The organism is Mesorhizobium sp. M7D.F.Ca.US.004.03.1.1 (assembly GCF_003998635.1).
GTDB classification, from domain to species: domain Bacteria; phylum Pseudomonadota; class Alphaproteobacteria; order Rhizobiales; family Rhizobiaceae; genus Mesorhizobium; species Mesorhizobium loti.
In genome coordinates, this window is record NZ_RZQG01001084.1 from 1 (window position 1) to 1,827 (window position 1,827).

The following is a 1,827-nucleotide window of genomic DNA, read 5'->3' on the forward strand; positions in this document are numbered from 1 at the left end:
GCCAAATGATTCAGTGAAGACAGCGGTTCGGATGGCACCACAACCATCGCCGGCGCCACCGGAGCAGCCAGTGGCGCCGGCTGTCACTGATCATGCGTCATCAACCCCTTCATTCGCAGTGACTCCAGCCGTCTACATACCAGTCCCGCAGCCGAGGCCGGCATATCCGGACGCGCCCGCACGTTTTGTCCCGGCGGGAATGAAGGTCGCCACACAGGGCTATGCCGACGGCGTCTACACCGGTCCGCCCGCCGATGCCTATTACGGCATCATCCAGATTCAGGCCCTCGTACAGGGTGGGCAACTCACGGCGCTGAAGGTGCTGAAATACCCCTCCGATCGCCGCACCTCCATCAATATCAACAGGCAGGCGCTGCCCATGCTGCGCGACGAAGCGATCACCGCCCAAAGCGCCAATGTCGACATTATTTCGGGCGCGACGCTGACCAGCAGGGCTTTCATCCAGTCGCTGCGCGGCGCGCTGAAGAAAGCGTCGTCGTAGTTCCATGCGTGAAACGCGTATTTTGATGGGCATGCCCATTACGGTCGACGTTGGCGGCGCGTCGAACGGTGAGCTGATCGAGACCGTTTTCGGCTATTTCGAGCATATCGACCGGCGCTTCAGCACATACCGGGCCGACAGCGAGATCTCGGCCATCAACCGCGGCGACGTTCCCGTCGTCGACTGGAGCGGCGAGATGAACGAAGTGCTTGCTCTCGCGCGGCAGACGAAAGACGAGACGGACGGTTACTTTGATATTCGCAAGCCCGACGGGTCGCTCGATCCTTCCGGCATCGTCAAGGGCTGGGCCATCCGCAACGCGGCAGCCATCGTTCAGCGAGCCGGCATCAGCGATTTCTTCATCGAGGCGGGAGGCGACGTCCAGTCCTGCGGCAAGAACGCTTCGGGCCATGACTGGAGCGTCGGCATCCGCAATCCCTTCAACGCGGACGAGGTCGTAAAGATCGTCTATCCCCGCGGGCGCGGTGTCGCAACCTCCGGCACCTATGTCCGCGGTCAACACATCTACAACCCGCATGGGATTGGCAGCCCGATCCAGGACATCGTGAGCCTGACCGTCATCGGCGCCGATGTGCTCGAAGCCGATCGTTTCGCCACCGCGGCCTTCGCCATGGGCCGGAACGGCATTCTCTTCATCGAGCAGACGCCTGGCCTGGAGGGCTATGTCGTCAACGCCAATGGCCGCGCCACACCGACAACCGGATTCGGAGCCCTTTGCCTGCCATGATCAAAACCATCGACCGGTTTCTCGATCGCCTGACTATGTACAGGCTGGTCCTCTACTATCTGATCACGCTGGTCAGCGCAGCGTTCGTGCTCGGCTTCGCCAAGCTGGTGCCACATGATCCGATTGCGCTCGCCTTCACCACGGCTTTGGCGCTGGCCACCTGCTGGCTCACCAACAAGGTCTTTGCGCATGTCTTCGCTGTCCCGGCCAACAACGAGTCCGTCTACATCACCGTGCTCATCCTGGCGCTCATCCTCGATCCGGTAGCCACCACGGACATCAAGGGAATCGCGGCGGTGGCATTCGCGTCCGTCTGGGCGATATCATCCAAGTTCATTCTCGCCATCGGCCGGAAGCACCTTTTCAATCCGGCTGCGCTGGGCGTGGCGCTGTCTGCGCTGCTGCTCGACCAACCAGCCACCTGGTGGGTTGGCGGCAATCTGCCGCTGCTTCCGCTCGTGCTCTTCGGCGGCATGCTCATTGTCCGCAAACTGCGCCGGCTTGATCTTGTCTCGACCTTTGTCGTCGTGGCTCTGGCGACCATTCTGGCAACCAGCGATCCGTCGCAGTACTGGAC

2 protein-coding genes and 1 pseudogene are annotated in these 1,827 nt (G+C 61.7%); all 3 read left to right on the forward strand.

Going from position 1 to position 1,827, the window contains the following annotated elements:
• Window positions 1-199 precede the first annotated feature (199 nt).
• Entirely contained in the window at window positions 200-502 is a 303-nt protein-coding gene (locus EN935_RS42450) for an FMN-binding protein (protein ID WP_245468934.1), read from the forward strand.
• A gap of 25 nt (window positions 503-527) precedes the next feature.
• Window positions 528-1,250 carry an FAD:protein FMN transferase gene (locus EN935_RS34115; RefSeq protein WP_245463028.1) on the forward strand — a complete coding sequence of 241 codons (723 nt, stop codon included), beginning with the start codon at window positions 528-530 and terminating at the stop codon, window positions 1,248-1,250.
• Window positions 1,247-1,827, forward strand: a pseudogene (locus EN935_RS34120) (hypothetical protein); the annotation flags it as partial. The gene EN935_RS34115 and the pseudogene EN935_RS34120, both read left to right, overlap by 4 nt.

Bases quoted from the DNA above. Each gene is read 5' to 3' on its own strand.
- EN935_RS42450 (WP_245468934.1), top strand. From the start codon at position 200: ATGAAGGTCGCCACACAGGGCTATGCCGACGGCGTCTACACCGGTCCG.
- EN935_RS34115 (WP_245463028.1), top strand. From the start codon at position 528: ATGGGCATGCCCATTACGGTCGACGTTGGCGGCGCGTCGAACGGTGAG.